The sequence below is a fragment of the Pseudonocardia sp. 2-7 genome, from assembly GCF_056341085.1.
This window is the reverse complement of record NZ_CP094507.1, coordinates 4,796,147-4,810,599: the sequence shown is the minus strand read 5'-3', so window position 1 is coordinate 4,810,599 and position 14,453 is coordinate 4,796,147. Positions and strand designations below refer to the sequence as shown.

The following is a 14,453-nucleotide window of genomic DNA, read 5'->3' as shown; positions in this document are numbered from 1 at the left end:
ACCGGGCGTGGCCGGTGACGGTGTCGACGTGACCGTCCCTCCCGTACTCACCGACGGGGTCGTGACCCTGCGCGCGCACACCGGATCCGACGTCCCCGGGATGCTCGAGGTGTACCGCGACCCCGACGTGCACCGCTGGACGTCGCTCGACCCGACCTCCGGGGAGGACCGGGCCCGGGAGTGGATCGACCTCGCCCGTCGCCGGTGGGCCGACGGCCGTCAGTACGTGTGGGCGGTGGAGGCCGAGTGCGACGGCCGCCCGCGCTACGCGGGCTCGATCGACCTGCGTCGCGACCCGCTGCCGTCGGTCGGCTACCTGCTCGCGCCGTGGGCGCGCGGACGGGGGCTCGCGAGCCGTGCGCTGCGGCTGGCCGCCGACTGGGGCTTCGACGTCGCCGGGTTCGCCGCGCTGCACTGGGACTGCCGTGCCGGGCACGTCGCGTCCTGGCGCGTGGCACACGCCTGCGGGTTCCGCTTCGAGGGTGTCCGCACCCGGGCGCTGCCGGCCGGCGACGACCTCGTCGACGCCTGGACCGCCGTGCTGCTGCCCGGCACACCCGTCGCCGACCGGCCCCCGGCGACGACGTGGTGGCCGCACCCGGTGCTCGACGGCGACGGCGTCCGGCTCCGCCCGCCCACCGGGGCCGACCTCATCCGGCACGTCGAGGCGTGCAACGACCCCCTCGCCCGCTGGTGGAGCGCGACCCTCCCGGTGCCCTACACCGACGACGACGCCCGACGCTGGCTGCGCGACCACCCGCTGGAACGCTCCCTGGGCTCCGGTGTCGGCTGGGTGATCGCCGACCCGGACGACGACCGCTACCTCGGCACCGTCTCGGTGTTCGGCACCGACCGGGCCTACACCCCGACCGGTGGCGAGGTCGGCTACCGCGCCCACCCCGACGCCCGCGGCCGCGGCGCGGTGTCCGCCGCGGTCCGACGGGTCGTGCGGCACGCGTTCACCCCGGTCGCCGACGGCGGGATGGGCCGGCACCGGCTGCAGCTCGGCGCCGCGGCGGACAACACCGCCAGCCGCCGCGTCGCCGAGCGCGCCGGGTTCCGGCTGTGGGGCCGCCCGCGGGCCGACGGCGTGCACGGCACGGAGAACGAGATCGTCGACGACGGCGTCTGGTACGACCTCCTCGCCACCGACCCGATCCCGGCGCCCACCGGAACTGTCGGGGGTGCCCCGTAGCCTGCCCGCCGTGCGGATCATGCGGATGTCCTGTTGCGGTACCGAGTGGGTGGGGCCGGACCGGGCGCACTGCTGCCGCCGGTTCGGCGGCTGCGGAGCCGTCTTCGACGACGCGCAGCTGTGGGACACCCACCGTCCCCGCGGGGTGTGCGTGACCGACCCGCGCGAGCTCGGCCTCGTCGCCACGCGCAACGGGATCTGGCAGCGGGCGCTCGACGCGGCGGGCTGACCCGACGCAGCGGACGCTCGACGCGGCGGGCCGGCTCGACACGGCGGGCCGAGGGGGACCGGGTCAGGGCGGCCCGCGGGTGATGCCGCGGAACACCGCCTCGTCCCGCCCGGGGTTGCGGACCCGGACCAGGTTCAGCCCGGTGAACCACAGCACCGACCCGGTACCGAAGGTCCGGCTCCCGCCCGCGGCGCAGCAGAGCTCGATCCGGCCGGCGTCGACCACGACGACGGCGCCCCGCCACTCGTCCTCGACGTGCGGGTGGACCTCGCCGGGGGCGAGCACGACGGTGCGGGTCCGCACCCGCGACGGCGCGTCGTCGTGCATGGGCCACCCCCCGGGTCCGGTGCGGGGCACGGTGCTCACACCAGCTCCGACCGCCCGGCCGCGCCGAAGTCATCGGCGCACGGGCAGGAGGGGGCTCAGGCCGCGGCGGCCGGGGCCGTCGCGGACAGCACCGTCTCGTAGCCGATCCGGGCCGCGGCGGCGACCCGCCCGGGGTCGGTGGACAGGCCGTGGACGCCGGCGGGGGAGTGCGGACTCAGCGTCAGCAGGTGCGCCCCGGCCCGGTCCGGGTGCGCGGCGTCGGCGAGCAGGGGCAGGCACTCGCCGTGCCGGGCGGCGTCCTGCGCCATCCGGCCCAGGCCCGGCGCGAGCCGGTCCAGTGAGCGGGCCCACAGCGGGGTGCGGGCGTCCGGCGGGATGCCGGTGAGGTCGTCGGCGGTGCGCGTGAGCAGGGCCAGGACGTGCGTGGCGCCGTCGCGCAGGGCCCGTGCGACCGGGAGCGGGTCGCCGACCGAGCCGTCGATGAAGTCCTCGGCGTCCTCGCCCGAGCCGACACGTACCGGGGGGCCCGCCAGCAGCGGGATCGCCGCCGTCGCCCGCATCGCGGCCCTCCACGTGGCCCCGTCGGGCAGCGCGGTCAGCACCCGCGGACGCAGGTCGACCGCACCGGTGACCACGACGTTCAGCGGGACCGGCGGGTCCACCAGCCGCGACCAGTCGGTGGGGAGGGAGTCGACCAGGATCCGGTCGAACAGGTGGTCCAGCGACACCATCGGGCGACGGGTGCCGAACCGGCGCGGGTCGATGAACTCGCGGCAGGCCATGTCCCGTTCGAACACCCGGGACACCTCGGCTCCGTGCCCCATGACCAGCGCCGTCCCGACGAACGCCCCGGCCGAGCTGCCCCACACCTCGTCGACGCCGGCGGCGAGCCCGAGGTCGGACAGCGCGTGCACCATCCCGGCCGCGTAGGAGCCGCGCATCCCGCCCCCGCCGACGACCAGCGCGATCCGTGCCCCGTCGGCGTGCCGGCCGGGGCGGCGCCCGGTGTCGCGGCGGCGCTCGAGCAGGCGCAGGACCTCGGCGTCGCCGTGCGCGGCGGAGGTGAGGAGGGCGGGGGGCACGCCCCCATCATGGAGGTCCGCGGCCCGGCGGCGGCGGCGACCCGGTGTCCGGGGACCGCTCACGAGCCACCGACCGCGGGCCGTCCACCGCCCGGCGCCTCCCGGGTCGGGTGCCTCGCCTGCCAACTAGTACGTTCGCGCGGCCAGCGCCGACGCCCTCGCGGAGGCCCGCTGGAGGGGGGAAGGACACCGTGACGCAACGACGCCGCCCGCGGTTGCAGGCGCTCGAGGCGACGTCACTGCCCGCGGCACACGCCAGGGCCCGCGACGCCCGTCGCCGCCATCCGGTGGTCGGGGACCACGCCGCCGCCGTCGTCGCGGACGACCTCGACCTGGGCTCGGCGCCCGGGCGGGCCGACACGCTCTCCACGCTGCTGCGGGTCGCCGTCCTCGACGAGTGGGTGCGCGGGTTCGCACGACGGCACCCGGGCGGGACCGTCGTCGAGCTGGGACCGGGGCTGGGTGACCGCGCGGGACGGCTCGGCGACGACGGCCCGGCGCACTGGGTCGACGTCGAGCTGCCCGGGGTGGCCGAGCTGCGCCGCGAGCTGCTGGCGGGCCCGGCGCACCTGGTGGCCGGGTCCGCGCTCGACGAGGACTGGCTGGAGCTGGCCCGCGACCTGCCGGGCCCGCACCTGGTCGTCTCCGACCGGGTGCTGACGCTGCTGCCCGAGCAGGGCGTGCAGCGGATCGTGTTCACCGCCGCGCGGATGCTCCCGGGCGCCGAGCTCGTCACCGACCTGCTGTCCCGGGGCGCGGCCGGGCGGCTCGCCGCGGGCCCGCTGCGCGAGCTGGAGGTCGACTGGACCTGCGAGGACCCGCGCGAGCTGGAGCCGTGGGGGCTGCGCCTGGCCGCCTCCTGCGACGCCGCGTCCCCACCCGCCCAGGTCGCGGCCCGGCTGCCGCGGGCGTCGCGGGCACTGGCGGCGGCGCTGCGGGCGACCGCGCTGCGCGGCGAGCGCCTGGCCCGCTACGAGATCGTGCCGGTCTGAGCCGCTCGGGTCCGCGTCGCTCCGGCCCGGCCGCGCCGTGGCCCGCCCGGGCTCCCCGTTCGGACCGGCCACGACGCGCGGGCGGGCACCGGCCCCCGCCGGCGTCCGCGTGCCCCGCAGGGCACTCCCGGTAGTACGAGCGGGCGTCCGCGGGGTGACGCGCGGGGCCGCAGGATCGTCAGAACTGTGGACGCGGCCCGCGGGTAGGGTCGTGATCGTGACCTCCCCGACCTTCGGCACGCTCGAGGCGGACCCGGCGGAGGTCGGCCTCGACCCCGCCCGGCTGGCCCGGATCGACAGCCACTTCCGCCGCTACGTCGACGACGGCCGCCTCGCCGGCGCGACGATCGCCGTCGCCCGGCACGACCGGCTCGCGCACCTGACCCACCTCGGCGTCCGCGACCTCGACTCCGCCGCCCCGGTGACCGACGACACGCTCTGGCGCATCTACTCGATGACCAAGCCGATCACCTCGGTCGCGGTCCTGATGCTCGCCGAGCGGGGCGCCCTGGAGCTCACCGACCCGGTGTCGCGCTACATCCCGGCGTTCGCCGAGCAGCGCGTCTACCGCGGTGGCTCGGCGCTCAACCCGGGGACCGACGCGGCCGTCGAGCCGATGCGGGTGCACCACCTGCTGACCCACACCGCGGGCCTGACCTACGGCTTCCACCACGCCCACCCCGTCGACGAGATGTACCGCTCCAAGGGCTTCGAGTTCGGCGCCCCGTCCGGGATGGACCTCGCGGCCGCGAGCGAGCACTTCGCGTCGTTCCCGCTGCTGTTCCAGCCGGGTCGCGAGTGGAACTACTCGGTGGCCACCGACGTGCTCGGCCGGGTCGTCGAGGTCGCGTCCGGGCGCCGGCTCGACGAGTTCCTCCGCGAGGAGATCACCGGCCCGCTCGGGATGACCGACACCGCGTTCTGGGTGCCGGAGGGGTCCGCGCAGGCCGGCAGGCTCGCGACGCTCTACAACGCCCGCCCCGGCGGCGGTCTGGTCGAGAACAAGGTGCTCGCCCGGTCCGCGACCCGCGAGCCCACCTTCCTCTCCGGCGGCGGCGGACTGCTGTCCACCACCGGCGACTACCTGCGGTTCGCCCGGATGCTCGCCCGCGGCGGCGAGCTCGACGGCGCTCGCATCCTCGGCCCGCGCACCCTGGCCCGGGCCACCCGCAACCACCTGCCCGGCGGCGCCGACCTCGACACCGTCGGGCGGCCCATCTTCTCCGAGTCGGCGTTCGCCGGTGTCGGTTTCGGGCTCGGCTTCTCCGTCGTCGTCGACGGGGCGGCGACGAAGGGCTTCGCCAACGAGGGCACCTTCGCCTGGGGCGGGCTGGCCTCCACCGCGTTCTGGGTGGACCCCGTCGACGACCTGGTGGTCGTCTTCATGACCCAGCTCGTCCCCTCCAGCACCTATCCGATCCGATCCCAGCTCCAGACGCTGGTCCAGCAGGCGGTGACCGACCGATGACCCCACCGAGCCCCGTGCTCACCTTCACCATCCGCACGCTCGTCGTCGCCGCCTCGTTGTGGGTGGCGACGGTGCTGGTCGGCGGCATCCGGCTGGACAGCGCCGGCACCTCCACCTCGATCCTCACGTTGATCGGCGTGGCCCTGGTGTTCGGCCTGGTCAACGCCGTGGTCAAACCGATCGTGGCGACGCTGGGCTGCCCGCTCTACATCCTCACGCTGGGTCTGTTCGCGCTCGTGGTGAACGCGCTCATGTTCCTGCTGACGGGCTGGCTGTCGTCGGTGCTGAACCTGCCGTTCACCGTCGACGGGTTCTGGGCGGCGTTCTGGGGCGCGATCGTCGTCGGGATCGTGTCGTTCTTCCTGCACCTGGTGATCCCGGACCGGCTCGACAACCGCTGAGGCGACCGGCCGGGCTCAGACCGGCCAGGTCTCCCGGCGGTACGCGCCGTCCCAGAACATCCACTCGTAGCGCGAGGTCGTCGTGAAGTGCTCGCGCATGCGGGCGAGCTCCGACGTCGACGCGGCGGCGCCGACCCGGTCGGTCGCGTCCAGCACGGCCTCGACGACGGCGTGGTACTCCTCGCCCGCGTACATGTCGATCCAGCGCTGGTAGACCGGGTCGGGGGAGCCTGCGCCGACCAGGTGCTCGCCGACCCGGCCGTAGATCCAGTAGCAGGGCAGCACCGCGGCGACGCCCTCGGCGTAGGACCCGCCGTAGGCGGCCGCCAGCAGGTAGCTGACGTAGGCGCGGGTGGCCGGGGCGACCGGCAGCTCGCGGGCCTGCTCCGAGGTGAGGCCGAGCGCGCCGAGCAGGTCGGCGTGCAGCTCCCGCTCGGCGGCGATCGCGCCGGCGGCGTGCTCGGCGAACATGAGGGTGTCGTCGTCGGTCGGGGCCTTCGCCGCGCACACGGCGAGCGCGGTGGCGTAGCCGCGCAGGTAGTGCGCGTCCTGGACGATGTAGTGCCGGAACGTCTCGTGCGGCAACGAGCCGTCGGTCAGCCCGGTGACGAACGGGTGGGCGAGGATCGCCCCGTACAGGGTGTCGACGTCGGACCAGAGCAGGTCGCGGGTGCGGTCGGCCATGCGGCCACGGTATCCACCGGGGCCCGGGCGGTCGTGTGATCGACCCCGCAACGCCGGCGTGACCGGCGGGGAACACCCCGGTGACACGGCGCCTGAGATCCTGCGCACGTCGCCTGGTCCTGCGGCGTGGGGGTGTCACGATGGAACGCAGGCGAGCCACTCAGTGTGGAGGACGCGCCACGTCCAGTCCCCCTGACGTGGAGGTGAGGGTATGAGCGACCCGCAACCCATGGATCACCACGAGAAGATGCGGATCCGCGCGGCCGCGTTCCGTGCGACCCGGATCTACCCCGGGCCGGTCGGCGAGCTGATCTCGCGCGAGCTGCTCGGCTGGGAGGACTTCGGGTACCGCCTCGGCGGGAACCGCATGGTCCTGGACCTGGTCGACCACGTCATGAAGGCGGTGCCGCCGGACCGGGCGGCGCGCTCCGACGCGGCCTGACCCCGCTCAGCGCAGGGTCGTCACGGCCACCTCGGCGGCCGCACCGCTCGGCGGGGTGCCGTCGGCGAGCCCGGCCAGCGCGGCGGACAGGACCAGCATCGCCGCGATCGTGGTGATGCTTCCGACCCGGCCCAGGACGTCCAGGGTGCGTGCGACGGCCGACGGCCCGCCGGTGCGTCCGGCGCCGTCCCGGTCCGGGGCGACCGGGCCCCGCGCCGGGGTGCCGCCGAGCGGCCGGGCCGGGGTGCCGGTGCGGCGGGGCTCCGGGACGGAGCCGCCGGCCGGACGCGGTGCGGGGACGGTGCGGTGCTGCGCCGCCGGGCCCGGACGCGACGCCGACGACCCGGGCGACGCCGGTCGCGGTGCGGGGATGCCCGGCGCCAGCGGCGAGGTCGACCGCGGACGCTCCCGGCGCGGCGCCGGCAGGTCGACGTGGTCCTCGCGACGGCGGTGCCGCCCCTCGACCCGGTCCGCACGCCCGGTCCCACCGGCCCGCGGTGCGGGGACCGACGGGGTGGCGGGGGCGGCGCCCAGGGGACGGCGCGGGCTGGGGATGTGGACGGCGGGCGCGGACATGACGATCACCACGATCTCGGGGGAGTCGATACGGGGTTCTTCGGGATCCGGTGCGCGCCGCCGGCTCCTGCTTCCACCCGTCTGTCGTGTCGTACGACCAGCCTGTTATCCGGTCATCCCCTACGCTAACCGTAGGAGTGACTACTCCACCCATCGGACGTACTCGTCCACCCGTGCAGCGCCCGTTCCCTCACACAGAGTGGTTGATCGTCACTCCTTCGCCACGTCCGGGGACAGGGCCGGCAGCCGCTCGCGGAGGTCCCGCTTGAGCACCTTCCCCGCCGCCGAGACCGGGATCGCCCCGACCAGGTGCACCTCCCGCAGCCGCTGGTAGGGCAGCAGGCGCTCGTTCAGCCCGTCGACGGCGGCGCGGACCGCGGTCCCGTCGGCGCCGGGCGCGGTGGTCAGGAACGCGACCGGGTGCTCGCCGTCGACCCCCACCGGGCGCCCGACGACGGCGGCACCGGTCACGCCCGGCAGCGCCAGCAGCCGCTCCTCCAGGTCGCGCGGGTACACGTTGTAGCCCTTGTGGAGCAGCATGTCCTTGAGCCGGTCCACGATGCGCAGGTAGCCGTCGTCGTCGAGGACGCCGACGTCGCCGGTGTGCAGCCACCCGTCGCCGTCGAAGGCGGCCGCGGTCTCGGCCGGGCGCCGGTGGTAGCCGCCGGTGACCTGCGGCCCGCGGATCCACACCTCGCCCTCGGCGCCGGCGTCGAGCTCCTCGCCGTCCGGTCCGGAGATGCGGATCTCGGTGCCCGCGATCGGCAGCCCGACGGTGCCCGGGCGCCGGTCCGCGGACCGGGCGGCGGGACCGAGGGTGGCGGCCATCGTGACCTCGGTCAGGCCGTAGCCCTCGGAGATGACCAGGTCCTCGCCGAACCAGTCGCGCAGCGCCCGGATGATCTCGACCGGCAGCGGTGCCGCGCCCGAGGTCAGCGACCGCACCGAGGACAGGTCCCCGGCGGCCTCGCGGAGGGCGAGCAGCGCCGCGTACACCGGTGGCGCGCCGGACAGCGAGGTGACGGCGAACCGGGTGGCGTCGGCCAGGTAGGCGCGCGGGTCGAAGCGGGCGTGCACGATCGTCGTCGTCCCGGTGAGCAGCGGGACGTTGAGCCCGCCGATCGTGCCCATGGCGTGGAACCAGGGGGCGATGCCGATCGCCCGCCCGGTGCCGATCGGGGTCGGGAACTCCGACGCCGGACCGGGGTCGGCCAGGACGACGCCGGGCCCGTGCACGGTGGCGGTCACGTCCGGCCGGGCGCCGGTGCCCCAGCAGGCGGCCTGCAGCGCGTTGGTGAGCACGTGCCGGTGGGTGACCCGCACACCCTTGGACCGGCCGGTGGTACCGCCGGTGTAGGCCAGGTGGGCGAGGTCGCGGTCCGGGTCCACCTCCAGGTCGGTGCCCGGCGGGGTGGCCGGCCTGCCGTCGAGGTGCGCGGAGAACCCGGTCACCTCCGGGGGCAGCTGCTCCGGGTCGCCGTGGGCACCGGTGACGAGCACGCGCTTCAGCGACGTCGCCGGCCGCGCGGCGAGCACCGCGGGCAGCGCCGCCTCCCAGCTGACGACGACGGCCGCCCCCGCGTCCGCGAGCTGTGCGCCCAGGTCGTCCGGGGCGAGCAGCGGGTTCGCCGGGGTGACGGTCGCCCCGGCCAGCAGCGTCCCCCAGTAGCCGATCGCGTACTGCGGGCAGTTCGGCAGGTGCAGCGCGACGACGTCGCCGCGGCCGACCCCGTCGGCGTGCAGCGCATGCGCGAACGCCGAGGCGCGGGCCAGCAGTCCGTGGAAGGTGACCTCGTGCCCGGCCTGGTGCAGGACCGTCGCGTCGCCGAACCGGTCGGCCGCGCCGCGGAGCGTCGCGGACGCGGGCAGGGCGGGCACGTCCAGGTCCGGGGCGGGCGAACGGGCGATCATGCGGTCACCCCCGCCCCGCTACCGGTCCGGGACGACGGGACGACCCCGTGGACGACCATGCGACCTCCATCGGTCTGCCGGTGACGTGCGGCACGACCGACCCTAGGCACGGCGGGTGGCGCACGTCACGGCCCGCACGGGCCCGGTCCGGTCCGGAGGGGACAGACCGGCGGGCCCCGGCCCTCAGTCGCGGGGGCCGAGCAGACCCCGGGAGTGCGCGAGGGCGACCGCCTCGGCACGGCCGGAGGCGCCGAGTTTCGCCATCACCCGGGACAGGTGCACGCTCACGGTCTTCTCGGAGATGAACAGCCGCTCGCCGACGGCCCGGTTGGTCAGCCCGTGCGCGACCAGCTCCAGCACCGCGTGCTCGCGCGGGGTGAGCGGGGAACCACCGGCGCCCGACGGCGGTGCGGGCCGGGGACCGCCGTCGCCGGCCCGCAGCCGCAGCGCGGCGACGGCCTCGGCGAGCGGGCGCGCCCCGAGCCGGTCGGCCCCGGTGGCGGCGACGGCCAGGTCCTCGGCGGCGGCGCGGCGGTCGGCCTCGCCGTCGGTGCCGGGGCCACCGCGGTGCGCCCGTCCGAGCAGGGCCTCGGCCCGCCGCCACCGGGCCTCCGCGGCGCGGTAGCCGTCGCCGTACCCGGCGAAGGTCTCCACGACGGCGTCCCAGACCTGTGGTGCCGCCTCGCCGTGGGCCCGGGCGGCCTCGGCGCGGGCCCGGGCCAGCCACGCCCGGCCCTCCGGCCCGACCGCGGTCCCGCGGGGCAGGCCGCGCTCGGCGGTGAGCGCGGCCTCGTCGGCGAGGCCGGCCGCCGCCCCGGCGTGCGCCTCGGCCCCCGCCGGGTCGCCCGCGGTACGGGCGGCCTCTGCGAGGTCGGCACGGGCCGCTGCACCCAGTGCGCACAGCGCCAGCTCGCCGAGGTGGTGCGGGTACTCCGCCCGCAGCACCCCGAGGGCGGTGGCGACGCGGTCCACGGCCAGGGCCGCGTCGCCCCGCCAGCGCGCCGCCTCGGCCCCGACGACGCCCTGCAGCAGCGCGGCCTGGTCGTGCACCGGTGGCTCGGTGGCCAGCACGGAGAGCAGCTCCTCGGCGCCGTCGAGGTCGCCGCGGGCCACGCCGACCAGCGCCCCCGCCACCGCCAGCTGCCCGGTGACGCGCAGCGGGAGCGTGGGGTCGACGTCCGCGGCGGTCCGGACGGCGGCGTCCCACTCCCCGCGCTGGACGTCGACGCGGACCTGCGCGATCCGGAACTCCAGGCCGTACCCGCCCCAGAGCAGGCCGTACGCGGCGGCCCGGCGGGCCCCCTCGGCGAGCTCGTCCGCGGCGGCGTCGAGCAGGCCGTCCTCGATGAACGACACCCCGCGGTTCCACACCGTCCGCAGCTCGACGACCCGGTTCCCGGACGCGGCGGCCAGCGAGGACGCCCCGGCGAGCCGGTCCCGGGCCGCCTGCGGGTCCCCCTCCATCCGGGCGCAGAAGGCCAGGGTGATCAGCGCGTCCGCGCAGACCGCGCTGAGGTCGCGGTACGCGGCCGACCCCTCCGCGGGCGGTGCGGTGTCGTGGACGGCACGGGCCACCGCCAGCGACGCGCGGGCGTGCGACCAGGCGGGCTCGGCGTGGTCGGCGTTGAGGTGCGCCCGCGCGAGCACGGCGTGCGCCCAGGCCGGCTCCGTGCCGGGTGGGCCCCCGGCCAGCAGCTCGACGGCCTCGGTGGCCGCGGCCACCGCCGCGTCCACCCGGGCCCCGCTGTCGAGCAGCCGCATCGCGTAGTGCCGGCGCGCCCCGGCCCTGGCGTGCGGATCCTCGCCGAGGTCGGCGACCCGGACCGCGCGGGCCCCGAGGGCGATGCCCCGTTCCGGGTCGCCCGAGGCGCTCGCCGCCCAGGCGGCCTCCCGGGTCAGCGCGCTCTCGGAGACCCCGGTGAGCCGCTCGGGGTCCTCGACGGCGGACCACAGCTCCAGTGCCCGCTCGGCGTGGGCCAGCATCTCGGCCGGTCCGTGCCGCCGGTGGGCCTCCTCGGCAGCACGCACCGACGCCGCGAGCGCCCGCGGCAGGTCGTGCGCGGCCAGCGCGTGCCGGGCGAGCGCGGCGGCCACCCCGGGGTCGTCGTCCCGGCCGGCGAGCAGCGCGGTGAGCCGGGCGTGCAGCCGGACCCGTTCGGCCGGGAGCAGGTCGTCGTGGACGGCCTCGCGGAGCAGGGCGTGCCGGAAGGCGTAGGACTCCGCGCCCGGCGCCGGGTCCGGGACGAGCAGGTGGTGCGAGACCGCCTCCCGCAGCCCCGCCTCCAGCTCGGCCGCGGACAGCTCGGACGCGTCGCGCAGCAGGTCGTGGGGGATGCTCCGCTCGGCCAGCGAGGCCACCCGCAGCACCTCCCGCGCCGGTCCGCCGAGCCGGTCCAGCCGGGTGAGCAGCACGTCGGCCAGGCCGCCCGGCAGGCCGTCGGACCCCGCCGCGACCAGCTCCTCGGCGTAGAAGGCGTTGCCCTCGCTGCGGGCGGCGATCCGGCGCAGGGTGGCCTCGTCGACACCCCCGGTGGCCGCCCGGGCCCGGACCAGGGCCAGCACGGCGTCGGGTGTGAGCGGGCCCAGCTCGACCCGGCGGACGGCGGGCAGCCGGATGAGCTCGGCCAGCGACGCGCGCAGCGGGTGCCTGCGGTGCAGGTCGTCGGAGCGGTAGGTGCCCAGCACCAGCAGCCGCTGCGAGCCCAGCCGGGCGAGCAGGAACGCGAGCAGCTCGCGGGTGGAGCGGTCCGCCCAGTGCAGGTCCTCCAGCACGACCAGCAGCGGCGCCGTCGCGGCCGCGTCGCGCACGGCACCGGCCACCGCGTCGAACACCTGCAGGCGCCCGGAGTCCCCGTCACCCGTCGCGGGACGGGGTGCCTCCGCCGCGCCGGGCAGCAGCCCGTGCAGCACCGGCCGCAGCGCGGTGCCCGCCCGGGCCAGCGCGTCGAGCACCTCGGAGAAGGGCAGGTAGGGGAGTGCGGCGCCGCCCGCGTCGAGACACCGCCCGACGACGACCTGCGCGCCCGCCCCCGCGGCGGCCCGGCCGAGTGCGGTGGCGAGCCGGGACTTGCCGATCCCCGCCTCTCCGGCGAGCAGCACGGCGCGGGCCCGCCCTGCCCGGGCGGCGTCGAGGTCGCGGAGCAGACCGGCGAGCTCGTCCGCGCGGCCCACCAGTTCGTCCGGGTCCGGGCCGGGCGCGCCGTCCCCGTGGGTCGCTCCCGCGGTCATGGAGCGCATCGTGGCACGGGCCACCGACACTCCCGGGGGCGCGACGGCGGCACCCGCCCGTCCGCGCGGCTCAGGCACGCGGCCCGGCCGGGACCTGCCCGTCCGGTGCCGCCGGGTGGGGTGTCCGGTCCGGTGCCGGTCCGGCGACGGTGGTCCCGCGGGGGACCGGCCGCCGGGCGGCGGTGAGCCGGGCCCGCAGCCGCAGCCACAGCCGCCCCATCGCCGACGGGCCGGCCGCGCCGCGCGCCAGCCGCTCCGTGCGGTACCGGTCCGCCTCCTCCCGCAGCCGGGCCTGCCGCTGCTCGGCGAGGGCGACGAGATGGTCCATCGGGATGTGCGTCATCAGCATGACGACGACACTGCGGCTGAGGGGCCGCCCGGGGCATCGGGCGATCACGCCGTCCCGCGGGCCGCCCGGGGCCCGCGGGTAAGGGGTGCCCTCAGCCCCGTCCGGCGGGCGGGGGCAGCAGGCCCCGGCGGTAGGCCGGGACGAGGGCGCGCGGCACCAGGTGACGGCGTCCCTCCAGGGTGAGCGGCACCAGGTCGGGTGTGGTCGCCTTCCACTGCGACCGGCGGTGCCGGGTGTTCGATCGCGACGTCCGTCGCTTGGGAACGGCCATCAGAGGTCTCCTTCTCGGTCGGAACGGACGGTGGGGTCGTCCAGGGCGGCGGGCCCCACGGGCTCGGACTCGGCGCAGGGCTCGTCGTGGGCCCAGCCGAACGGGTCGGGCAGGGCGGCCCAGGCGTCCTCGCCCGCGGCGATCTCGGCGTCGGTGAGCAGCGCGGAGCGCAGGGCGGCGTCGATCTCGTCGGGGTCGGCGTCGTGGCAGATCGCGACGATGTCCTGGGCGCGGTCACCCCAGCGCGGGTGCCAGGCCAGGGCGGCCAGCGCCCGGCGCTGGTCGCCGGCCTCGGTCCACGCCTGCTCGTCGGCGCCGGCCAGCCAGTCGCCGGCGTGGCCGATCCGCATGCCGCCGCCCGCGCTCTCCACCCACAGCACCGCGTCGGGACGGGTGGCGAGCCAGACCCGGCCGCGGGCCCGCACGACGCCGTCGAGCAGGCTGTCGATCGCGTCGTGCAGCCGGTCCGGGTGGAACGGGCGTCGGGCGGAGAACAGCAGGGTGCGGACGCCGCTGTCGGCCTCCAGCGGGGGTGTCCCGCGCAGCAGCGGGTCGTGCACCCCGCCCGGGACACCGCGGCGGGACGCGGGGTCGAGCCCGTCGCAGAAGACCCGGTGGTCGGCCCGCCCGGCGAGCAGCCGGGGTGCGGTCGGGCACAGCCGGTCCAGGACGGCGGCGGTCCGGTCCGCGCCCCCGGGACCGACCGCGCGGGTCAGCACCAGGACGTCGGCGAACTCGGCCTGCCCGACGGCGAGCTGGGCGACGGTCCGCTCGTCGTCGGGCAGCGTGGACAGCCCGCGCTCGGGCAGGGTCGCGTCCCCGGTGGCGTCGTCCAGCCAGTGGTCCGGGTCGAGCACGGCCACCACCCCGCGCAGGTCGACGAGGTCGGTCGCGGTGCAGGCCTCGCCGCCACCCGGCGGCTCGAACACCACCGCCCCCAGCGCCCAGCACACCGGCTCCGGCTCCAGGCGCGGGTCCAGGTGCAGCACCACCCGGTCCACCGTCCCGGCCAGCGCGGCCAGGGTCGGCAGCACGTCCTCGCGGATGGTGCAGCTCACACAGCCGTGGGCGAGCTCCAGCACGGTGCGCTCGTCGCGGCCCGCGTCCCGCAGCCGCCGGTGCACCACACCGCGGCCGAGGTCACGCAGGTCGTGGTGGAGCACGACGACACCCGGGTCCAGCTCGCGCATCCGCGTGATCGTCCGCTCCACCCCGTCGGGCTCGGTCCCGCACAGGACCACCAGCTCGGTCATGTCTTCCTCCCGGAGTCGGACGTGGTCACGGTCCGGTGTAGCGTA

General features: G+C 77.2%; 15 protein-coding genes. 6 read left to right on the top strand and 9 right to left on the bottom strand.

Annotation, left to right across the window (positions count from 1 at the left end):
* The first annotated feature begins 28 nt into the window (after window positions 1-28).
* Window positions 29-1,195, top strand: a complete 1,167-nt coding sequence (locus tag MTO91_RS23135; protein WP_476652700.1) for a GNAT family N-acetyltransferase — start codon at window positions 29-31, stop codon at window positions 1,193-1,195.
* A gap of 19 nt (window positions 1,196-1,214) precedes the next feature.
* Window positions 1,215-1,424: an FDXHR family putative zinc-binding protein gene (locus MTO91_RS23130; RefSeq protein WP_202417011.1), complete on the top strand. Its 210-nt coding sequence runs from the start codon at window positions 1,215-1,217 to the stop codon at window positions 1,422-1,424.
* Window positions 1,425-1,487: 63 nt separating this feature from the next.
* Here the strand turns inward: MTO91_RS23130 and MTO91_RS23125 are convergent, their stop codons facing one another.
* Together MTO91_RS23125 and MTO91_RS23120 are read right to left on the bottom strand one after the other, a co-directional pair.
* Window positions 1,488-1,751 (bottom strand): hypothetical protein, encoded by a 264-nt coding sequence (locus MTO91_RS23125; protein ID WP_179761782.1) that lies wholly within the window; start codon window positions 1,749-1,751, stop codon window positions 1,488-1,490.
* Between the two features lie 95 nt (window positions 1,752-1,846).
* Window positions 1,847-2,833: a patatin-like phospholipase family protein gene (locus MTO91_RS23120; RefSeq protein ID WP_405414922.1), complete on the bottom strand. Its 987-nt coding sequence runs from the start codon at window positions 2,831-2,833 to the stop codon at window positions 1,847-1,849.
* 191 nt (window positions 2,834-3,024) lie between these two features.
* On the opposite strand from MTO91_RS23120, the gene MTO91_RS23115 reads away from it, so the two are divergent.
* From MTO91_RS23115 to MTO91_RS23105, 3 genes are all read left to right on the top strand, one after another.
* Window positions 3,025-3,825 carry a class I SAM-dependent methyltransferase gene (locus MTO91_RS23115; protein WP_405414924.1) on the top strand — a complete coding sequence of 267 codons (801 nt, stop codon included), beginning with the start codon at window positions 3,025-3,027 and terminating at the stop codon, window positions 3,823-3,825.
* A 217-nt stretch (window positions 3,826-4,042) separates the two neighbouring features.
* The gene (locus MTO91_RS23110; protein ID WP_073576872.1) at window positions 4,043-5,293 is read left to right on the top strand and encodes a serine hydrolase domain-containing protein; all 1,251 of its coding nucleotides are present in this window, start codon (window positions 4,043-4,045) and stop codon (window positions 5,291-5,293) included.
* Entirely contained in the window at window positions 5,290-5,694 is a 405-nt protein-coding gene (locus MTO91_RS23105; RefSeq protein WP_073576508.1) for a phage holin family protein, read from the top strand. The genes MTO91_RS23110 and MTO91_RS23105 overlap by 4 nt, the downstream gene beginning before the upstream one ends.
* Before the next feature lie 15 nt (window positions 5,695-5,709).
* On the opposite strand, the gene tenA is transcribed toward MTO91_RS23105, so the two are convergent.
* Window positions 5,710-6,378, bottom strand: a complete 669-nt coding sequence (gene tenA, locus MTO91_RS23100) for a thiaminase II (protein WP_179761785.1) — start codon at window positions 6,376-6,378, stop codon at window positions 5,710-5,712.
* 211 nt (window positions 6,379-6,589) lie between these two features.
* On the opposite strand from tenA, the gene MTO91_RS23095 reads away from it, so the two are divergent.
* A complete protein-coding gene (locus tag MTO91_RS23095; protein WP_224401401.1) occupies window positions 6,590-6,820 on the top strand; it encodes a hypothetical protein in 231 nt (76 codons plus the stop codon).
* A gap of 6 nt (window positions 6,821-6,826) precedes the next feature.
* Here the strand turns inward: MTO91_RS23095 and MTO91_RS23090 are convergent, their stop codons facing one another.
* From MTO91_RS23090 to mrf, 6 genes are all read right to left on the bottom strand, one after another.
* Entirely contained in the window at window positions 6,827-7,396 is a 570-nt protein-coding gene (locus tag MTO91_RS23090; protein WP_179761786.1) for a hypothetical protein, read from the bottom strand.
* A 210-nt stretch (window positions 7,397-7,606) separates the two neighbouring features.
* Window positions 7,607-9,307, bottom strand: a complete 1,701-nt coding sequence (locus tag MTO91_RS23085) for a class I adenylate-forming enzyme family protein (protein WP_405414928.1) — start codon at window positions 9,305-9,307, stop codon at window positions 7,607-7,609.
* A gap of 183 nt (window positions 9,308-9,490) precedes the next feature.
* Window positions 9,491-12,535 (bottom strand): helix-turn-helix transcriptional regulator, encoded by a 3,045-nt coding sequence (locus MTO91_RS23080; RefSeq protein WP_476652697.1) that lies wholly within the window; start codon window positions 12,533-12,535, stop codon window positions 9,491-9,493.
* A 70-nt stretch (window positions 12,536-12,605) separates the two neighbouring features.
* Window positions 12,606-12,884 (bottom strand): hypothetical protein, encoded by a 279-nt coding sequence (locus MTO91_RS23075; protein WP_100878747.1) that lies wholly within the window; start codon window positions 12,882-12,884, stop codon window positions 12,606-12,608.
* Between the two features lie 91 nt (window positions 12,885-12,975).
* Window positions 12,976-13,155 (bottom strand): 50S ribosomal protein L32, encoded by a 180-nt coding sequence (gene rpmF / locus MTO91_RS23070; protein ID WP_073576503.1) that lies wholly within the window; start codon window positions 13,153-13,155, stop codon window positions 12,976-12,978.
* Window positions 13,155-14,408, bottom strand: a complete 1,254-nt coding sequence (mrf, locus tag MTO91_RS23065) for a ribosome hibernation factor-recruiting GTPase MRF (protein ID WP_179761790.1) — start codon at window positions 14,406-14,408, stop codon at window positions 13,155-13,157. Before mrf ends, rpmF begins: the two co-directional genes overlap by 1 nt.
* Window positions 14,409-14,453 lie beyond the last annotated feature (45 nt).

Excerpts from the sequence above, each read along its gene's own strand:
- MTO91_RS23130 (WP_202417011.1), top strand. The coding sequence starts at position 1,215 with ATGCGGATGTCCTGTTGCGGTACCGAGTGGGTGGGGCCGGACCGGGCG.
- MTO91_RS23125 (WP_179761782.1), bottom strand. The coding sequence starts at position 1,751 with ATGCACGACGACGCGCCGTCGCGGGTGCGGACCCGCACCGTCGTGCTC.
- MTO91_RS23105 (WP_073576508.1), top strand. The coding sequence starts at position 5,290 with ATGACCCCACCGAGCCCCGTGCTCACCTTCACCATCCGCACGCTCGTC.
- tenA (WP_179761785.1), bottom strand. The coding sequence starts at position 6,378 with ATGGCCGACCGCACCCGCGACCTGCTCTGGTCCGACGTCGACACCCTG.
- MTO91_RS23095 (WP_224401401.1), top strand. The coding sequence starts at position 6,590 with ATGAGCGACCCGCAACCCATGGATCACCACGAGAAGATGCGGATCCGC.
- MTO91_RS23090 (WP_179761786.1), bottom strand. The coding sequence starts at position 7,396 with ATGTCCGCGCCCGCCGTCCACATCCCCAGCCCGCGCCGTCCCCTGGGC.
- MTO91_RS23085 (WP_405414928.1), bottom strand. The coding sequence starts at position 9,307 with ATGATCGCCCGTTCGCCCGCCCCGGACCTGGACGTGCCCGCCCTGCCC.
- MTO91_RS23080 (WP_476652697.1), bottom strand. The coding sequence starts at position 12,535 with ATGACCGCGGGAGCGACCCACGGGGACGGCGCGCCCGGCCCGGACCCG.
- MTO91_RS23075 (WP_100878747.1), bottom strand. The coding sequence starts at position 12,884 with ATGCTGATGACGCACATCCCGATGGACCATCTCGTCGCCCTCGCCGAG.
- rpmF (WP_073576503.1), bottom strand. The coding sequence starts at position 13,155 with ATGGCCGTTCCCAAGCGACGGACGTCGCGATCGAACACCCGGCACCGC.
- mrf (WP_179761790.1), bottom strand. The coding sequence starts at position 14,408 with ATGACCGAGCTGGTGGTCCTGTGCGGGACCGAGCCCGACGGGGTGGAG.